Genomic DNA, 7,459 nt, shown 5'->3' with positions numbered 1-7,459 from the left:
ACAAAACAGAAATGGCCTGCGTTCGACAAAGCACTTAAGAATCCCACTGCTTTAGCTGTGGGAGTGTCAAGTGACCTCAAACGTATAATAACAGTCATCTTTGTAAATACCTAGCTCCCTTAACATTATAGCTGAATAGAGACAATTAGATAATTTGGTAAAATGAATAGCAAATGGAGTCATTGCCATTCTCGTTTCATAAAGAATCGTTTACAAAAATGAACACCAAACAAAGTTATAAAGAATGGTATCGCATAAACCTCTAAAAAATTAAATTGAAAATTGAATTCACTGGGGTATATGTAACCTAGTGGATAGGTTACACTGAGTTAGACAGAAAAGATAAGATGTATGATAATACACAAGTAAACACAAAGTAAGATTCTTATCCTGTCAACTCCTAGAAAATGTCAGAACTTTACAGATGTATTTAAAAACAGTTAGCCGATTTAACCTCTTCCTTATTCACAAGATAAAGTAAGAGGGCTATTTTTTGACTAAAATTGATTTACTTAAAGAGTGAGTTAACTTTATTATAAAGCTATGACAGTGATTACCTGAATGAAGGCGAGTTTTATTTGTGCCCTACTGAAAAAAATCAACAAATTTTTTTAATATGAAAGGAGAACTCAGTGAAAAAGAATTATGATGTCAAAGCATTCGTCCTTAATCCTATTTTTCTCATTCTTTATATTGTTTTCTGCTCTGTCCTTCTGTCCCTATTTGAATACGGTGGCCTAGCTAGGCGAGTCCATATTTTGATTGCCTTAGCGGGTAGTTTAACTATCTGGCTATTAATGTGTTTCATATTCAGAAAAAGAATTCGTAGAAGCGTCCAGCATTATACCCATTCTATAAAAAAAGTGACTACATATTGGTTCTGGTTTGTCGTTATCGCACTGCTTGGGACGACGATATATACAGGTTTTCAAGCTTATGAACTATCTCAGTGGTGGGGGACGCCTCTTCACCGATTTATTCGTGAATGGCAAACGCAGACGACTATTGATCTGGAAGAAACAAATATTGTCGAACAGGGTTTAAATGGTCTCTTAGCTGAAATTGATGAAGAACTCCACCTACCTGAAAAGCTATATGCTTATTCAAATGTAGAAGTCGTATTTAACCGAGAAGGAGACGTCGAGTCTTTATATATGCCAATAGTAGGAGAAAATGAAAATGGCTTGTTTGAAAGTTTCCTTATTTCTTCAACCTCCCAACCTAATCAACTCGTCGTCACAATAAACGAACCGCAACCGACCTATGATATAGATGAGAATGGGTTGCTGTCTCCCCTTGTAGACACCTTGGATCAATTATCCATTGGAGAGTTCATGCAAGAATGGCCTGAAGAAGACCGCTTCGGCATTTATTATGCTGGGTACAGAACCTGGGGCTATAATAGTGACGGGATCTACTATTTGGAAGACAATGAGCCTGTACCACTAGAGAGTCCCAGCGAAGAAATTATCGGCTACACTGTTTCTCTTTTCGTAGCGGGTAAAACAGATGAGATTACCCCTATGCGCTTTATCGATCGTTCGTTAAGTGGACCAGCAGAGGAACAGGCACGGGCAGCTGAAGAAGAGGTGACTTTGGGTTACCAATTAGACGACCAGCAGCAAGAAGTCTTTTTTGTATCTGAAGAATTGGGATACCGATTAGCGGTCATCGATGCAGCTACTGGGAGCCGATGGTACGGGTTAGACCAGACCCTTGACGGAGGCCGCACTTGGGAGACCGTTAACCCCGATCCATTTAACGGACGGTCCGGAGTGACTTCCGGCATAGTGTTTTTTGATGACGACCTGGGCTTTTTCATCTTGTCGAGGAATAACGAGACTACAGCACGGTTATTCCGTACCGATAATGCAGGGGAAGACGTTTCGCCCGTTGTATTCCCAGAAGCTGATACAGAATTGAACGATAGTGTAGAAACCCTTTCATCGCCCATTCCACAGCTCCCTTATGAAGAAAATGGCTCATTGTTCGTTCGTCTTTACCCGAATCCTCATTCAGAATACTTGTATGATACTTACTATCTTTACCAATCTAATGATGAGGGCCAATCGTGGGAATTTATTGAAGTCATTGAAGGCAGTGACGAGCAATCTGAATAGGACTTTGGTCTATCGCACTCTAAGTAAAAGAACTCAATGCGTTGGTTTTAAACCAGACACTTTGAGTTCTTTTTCTTTTTTATTCTGTTGCACCAGATACAGCATCTGGATCCTCAACAATCATCATACCCTCTTGTTCTAAATAAAAATCAATAATGGGTTGGATGTCTTGTGCGTATTGAGCGACGCCTTTGTATTCCCCATCTTCACCGTATACGGCTTGATAGGATATGACAACATATTCGTCATCATTGTCTGTTTCTACCGGACGCTGGAAGAAGGTTTCTTCTCCTGCATAGAACAGATCCAAAGCTCTCTGCATATTTTCCTGTGCTTCTTCCGGGTGTCCTTCAGTTAAAGAATCCCCAACTTGTTCAGGCGCTCGAGCTGCCAGCATATCTTCAGGTTCGTCACGGTAGTTATAATATAAGAATTGACTGTTACTATCTGAGAAAGTCATTTCCATTGGCAAGTGTTTAAGCAAGTCACTGATTTGGTTAACGGTTAACACGCCTCTGTCTAAGTGAACGTATGTATCACCTGACACCGCATCCGTTGCTTCAGCTGCGTCCTCTACCCATTCCTCTGAATTCTCTATATCGATAGTCGTTTCGATGGTGTCTCCTTTGTCAATAGAGGGGGCTTGCGGAAGGTTCACTTCTTCTGCGCTGGTGGTGTCCCCTTCATTAGCTTCATTTGTACAAGCGATAAGGACGCTCGCCATCACTGGTATACATAAAAATAGTTTTCTTTTTTGCATCGTGCTTCCCCTTTTCATTCTGGTGAGTGAACTAAAGTCTTTCACTCAGTGTACATTCAAGTCATTACATTTTAAAATTTCCATTTTTCCACAAAAGAAAAGCTAGAAATATTAAACTTCAATATTTCCAGCTTTCATGTATTATGTTTACCCTACACTGCCTTCCATCTCATAACTGATAAGACGGTTTAATTCAACGGCGTATTCCATTGGGAGTTCTTTCGTAAATGGTTCAACGAATCCCATGATAATCATTTCTGTAGCAGTTTCTTCGTCCAGCCCTCTACTCATTAAGTAGTATAGCTGTTCTTCAGAAATTTTGGACACTTTCGCTTCGTGCTCTAAAGCAACGTTTGAGTTGTGAATTTCATTATATGGAATCGTATCTGATTTAGACAGTTCGTCCATAATAATGGTGTCACACTCGATGTGTGAAATAGATCCAGCAGAATCTCTTCCAAAAGTCACTTGTCCACGGTAGTTAACCGCTCCACCATCTTTAGCAATGGATTTGGAGACAATTGAGCTCGATGTATTCGGTGCGTTATGAATCATTTTCGCTCCAGTATCTTGCACTTGTCCTTCTCCTGCCATAGCGATAGACATGGTTGTTCCACGCGCTCCACGACCATTTAAGTGAATACTTGGGTATTTCATCGTTGTTTTAGCTCCCAAGTTTCCGTCAATCCATTCAACTGTTGCATTTTCTGCCGCGTGTGCCCGTTTTGTGACTAGGTTATACACGTTGTCAGACCAGTTTTGAATAGTCGTGTAACGGCAGTAAGCATCTTTTTTAACGATGATTTCTACAACCGCTGCGTGCAGTGAGCTTGATGAGAATGTTGGTGCTGTACATCCTTCAACGTAGTGTACACTTGCGCCTTCATCCACTACGATGAGTGTACGCTCAAATTGTCCCATCATTTCTTCGTTAATACGGAAGTACATTTGAAGTGGCACATCACAGCGTACCCCTTTTGGTACATAGATAAAGGTTCCACCTGACCAAACAGCTGAGTTTAAAGCTGCAAGTTTGTTATCGGTTGGCGGGACAACTGTTCCAAAGTGCTCTTTGAAAATTTCCGGGTACTCTTGTAAGGCAGAATCTGTATCCATAAAGACGATACCCATTTTTTCAAACTCTTCTTTCATGTTGTGGTAAACCACTTCTGATTCATACTGGGCTCCTGATCCAGCTAAATACTGACGTTCAGCCTCAGGTACACCTAGTCGTTCAAAGGTTTCTTTAATTTTTTCTGGTACATCATCCCAGCTGCGTGCTGGTTTGTCAGATGCTTTTCGGAAATACGTGTAGTTATCAAAGTCTACATCTGACAAGTCTGCTCCCCATTCAGGTGTTGGACGGGATTTGTAGTGTTCGTATGATTTCAATCGGTAGTCCAGCATCCACTGTGGTTCATTTTTACGAGCGGAAATGTCACGAATAATATCTTCCGTTAATCCTCTACCCGTATCATAAACAGCTTCAACGTCTTTATCGTGAAATCCAAATTGGTATTCTTTTAGTTCAGGTACGTTAGACATATGTTTCCCCTTCCTCTAGTCAATCTGTTTCTAATCAGTCAATGTCATGAGAGATTTGCCCGTCGACACCTGTTCCATCATCTGCTAAAGCTTTTTCTAAAGCTTTCCAAGATAGCGTCGCACATTTTATGCGCGCTGGAAATTTAGCCACTCCGGACAGTATCGTCGCATCTCCTAAAGCCTCTTTGTCTTCTGGTTCGTTGCCTTGAACCAATTCAGAGAACTCTTCAGATAAATGCAAGGCTTCATCAATTGTTTTATTTAAAATAGCTTCAGTCATCATGCTGGCACTGGCCATAGAAATAGTACAGCCGCTCCCGTCAAAACGCACATCTGTAATTTTGTCTTCTTCAAGAGCTAGTTGAACTTGAATCACATCTCCACACGTCGGGTTACGTAACTCAATCTTAGCTGTTGCTTTATCCAGCGTTCCCCGTCTTCTAGGAGACTGAGAATGGTCCAAGATAACAGCGCGGTATAATTGATCTAGTTTAGTTAAGGCCATTTAAGAAAAACTCCTTTGTGGCTTTGAGTGCTTGGATAAATTGATCGGCATCTTCGAGGGTGTTATAGAGATAAAAACTCGCACGGGCGGTTGCCGGCTGATTCATATAATTCATCAGCGGTTGGGCACAATGGTGACCGGCCCGCACAGCGACCCCTTCCATGTCCATAGCTGTGGCTACATCATGGGGGTGAATGCCATCAATGTTAAAAGCAATCACGCCTGTTCGGTCTTCTATATTCTTCGGTCCGAAAATGGTTAAACCGTCTATCTCTTCCAGCCTCGGCATCACATAAGCCATCATATTTTGTTCATGATCCATTATCTCACGCATGCCTACTTTTTCCAAATAATCAATGGCCGCTCCCAGTCCAATGGCACCGGCAATATTCGGTGTACCAGCTTCAAATTTCCATGGCAGTTCTTTCCACGTACTGTCTTGGAGTCCGACAAAATCAATCATCTCTCCGCCAAATTCCTGGGGCTCCATTTTCTCTAGCCAGCTTCGCTTTCCGTAAAGGACACCAATTCCTGTTGGTGCAAGCATCTTGTGTCCACTGAACGCATAAAAATCAGCGTTCAGATCCTGGACATCGACCGGCATATGAGGCACAGCTTGTGCCCCATCGACGACCATTACCCCGTCAACATCGTGTACCATTTGAGTAATTTCCTTAATGGGATTCACTACACCCAAGACATTGGACACATGGGCTAGAGACACTATTTTAGTTTTTTCGGTAATCTTCGCACGCACATCAGCCATGTCCAGCTGACCGTCTTCAGTCAGCTCAATGTATTTTAACGTGGCCTGTTTGTTCTGCGCGACCTGTTGCCAAGGAATGATATTAGAGTGGTGTTCCATAAAGGAAATCACAATTTCATCACCGGGTTCAATGATTAAGTCACCTAGACTCTTAGCTAGCCAGTTTAGTCCAGTCGTTGTGCCTCGCGTATACAAGACCTCCGCTGTTTCTCTGGCGTTTATAAAGCGTCTGACTTTCTCACGCGTTCCTTCGTATTGAGCTGTCGCCCGCTCAGCGAGAGTGTGAACCCCTCGGTGAACGTTCGCATTAGATGTTTGATAGTACAATTCCAATGCTCTTAAGACAGACTCGGGCTTTTGAGTGGTTGCCGCATTATCCAAATACACTAATGGTTCGTCGTTGACGGTTTGCTGAAGAATCGTGAAATCATTCTTCAGCTGCTCGTAAGGTACGGTCATTTAGTGGTCAGCTTCCTTTCGATTGTTTCAACTAGCTCGTCGCGAATACTCTTGAGTGGAATAGCCGCAATAACAGCTCCTAAGAATCCTCGGATAACTAAACGCTCGGCTTCTTCCTGTTCAATTCCTCTACTCATCAAGTAATACATCTCTTCAGGGTCCACTCGTCCGACAGACGCAGCGTGTCCCGCCGTTACTTCAAATTCATCAATTAAAAGAATCGGGTTGGCATCTCCACGCGCTTTATCAGAAAGCATTAAGACACGCGATTCTTGCTGAGCATCTGCTTGCTTAGCGCCTTTGATGATGTGTCCGATTCCGTTAAAGGTCAACGTGCCTCGGTCCAGAATCACGCCGTGCTGGAAAATATTCCCGTTTGTGTGGTTACCGTAGTTGACGACATTGGAGTCAATCACTTGGGTTTGTCTGCCATTACTAATACCGACAGCTTTCAAATCAGAAGACGATCCGTCTCCGACTAAGTCCGTATCGAAGTCACACACCACGTTTCCACCGTTCATTGAACCTAATGCCCAATCAATGGTCGCGTCTCTGTACATATACCCTTTGCGGTTCAAGTAGGCTGTTGTATTCACACCTAACTGATCCACGGCACTGAATTTTACTTGTGCTCCAGCTTTAGCCACCACTTCAACTATGATGTTAGCTGCGTTCTTTTTGTCCCCTTTCGTTAAGAACTTCTCAACGTAAGTGAAGTTTGAATTAGTATCAGCTAAGATTAAGACGTGTTTGATAAATGCATCTTCCACTAAACTGTTCTGAATAAAGACCGCTTCAAGCGGATCTTCAATCTCAACATTTTTTGGTACGTATAAAAACAATCCAGAATTCATAAAGGCAGCATGGAAAGCTGTGATTTTATTATCTCCTGGATTAACGGCTGTTGTCATATACGCTTCTTTTACCAAATCAGGGTGTTCTTTTAATGCGGTCTGCATGTCTGTAAAGATGACACCTTTTTCCTTTAATGATTCAGGAAGTGTTTCAATTACTGTATCGTTTCCAGCTTGTATCACACGAGCGGCATCCGCTTTGTCTTCAATGAATTCAAAAGGATCCACTTTTTTAGCAGCAGGCACACCTGTTAAAGTAGGCACTTGCCACAGTGGCCAACGATTATAACGCAAGCGTTCGATAACCGGAGGTTCCAGGTTTTCGATTTGATCTAATGCTTCTAATCGCATTTGAAGCATCCACTCAGGTTCTCCGAGTCCTCTTGAGAAGGCTTGTAATGCGTCTACGTGCTCAACGTATTGTTTTTGTTTCGTTTCCATGAATAGGGG

General features: G+C 42.4%; 6 protein-coding genes. 1 reads left to right on the top strand and 5 read right to left on the bottom strand.

The window, feature by feature from the left end; translation table 11 throughout:
- Nucleotides 1-632: 632 nt before the first annotated feature.
- The gene (locus ABDZ53_RS09705; RefSeq protein ID WP_343755997.1) at nt 633-2,120 is read left to right on the top strand and encodes a beta propeller repeat protein; all 1,488 of its coding nucleotides are present in this window, start codon (nt 633-635) and stop codon (nt 2,118-2,120) included.
- Between the two features lie 79 nt (nt 2,121-2,199).
- Here ABDZ53_RS09705 and ABDZ53_RS09700 read toward each other — a convergent pair whose 3' ends face one another.
- From ABDZ53_RS09700 to sufD, 5 genes are all read right to left on the bottom strand, one after another.
- Nucleotides 2,200-2,880 (bottom strand): PAS domain-containing protein, encoded by a 681-nt coding sequence (locus tag ABDZ53_RS09700; RefSeq protein WP_343755995.1) that lies wholly within the window; start codon nt 2,878-2,880, stop codon nt 2,200-2,202.
- Between the two features lie 147 nt (nt 2,881-3,027).
- Nucleotides 3,028-4,425, bottom strand: coding sequence for a Fe-S cluster assembly protein SufB (sufB, locus tag ABDZ53_RS09695; protein WP_343755992.1), 1,398 nt, complete (start codon nt 4,423-4,425; stop codon nt 3,028-3,030).
- A 34-nt stretch (nt 4,426-4,459) separates the two neighbouring features.
- Nucleotides 4,460-4,930 carry a Fe-S cluster assembly sulfur transfer protein SufU gene (gene sufU / locus ABDZ53_RS09690; protein ID WP_343755991.1) on the bottom strand — a complete coding sequence of 157 codons (471 nt, stop codon included), beginning with the start codon at nt 4,928-4,930 and terminating at the stop codon, nt 4,460-4,462.
- Nucleotides 4,917-6,155: a cysteine desulfurase gene (locus tag ABDZ53_RS09685; protein ID WP_343755990.1), complete on the bottom strand. Its 1,239-nt coding sequence runs from the start codon at nt 6,153-6,155 to the stop codon at nt 4,917-4,919. The genes sufU and ABDZ53_RS09685 overlap by 14 nt, the downstream gene beginning before the upstream one ends.
- A complete protein-coding gene (gene sufD / locus ABDZ53_RS09680; protein WP_343755989.1) occupies nt 6,152-7,450 on the bottom strand; it encodes a Fe-S cluster assembly protein SufD in 1,299 nt (432 codons plus the stop codon). The genes ABDZ53_RS09685 and sufD overlap by 4 nt, the downstream gene beginning before the upstream one ends.
- Between the last annotated feature and the right edge of the window lie 9 nt (nt 7,451-7,459).

This window comes from Alkalibacterium iburiense (genome assembly GCF_039521845.1).
GTDB lineage: Bacteria > Bacillota > Bacilli > Lactobacillales > Carnobacteriaceae_A > Alkalibacterium > Alkalibacterium iburiense.
Note: the sequence above shows the minus strand (reverse complement) of the source record. Positions and strands in the feature narration are given on the sequence as shown.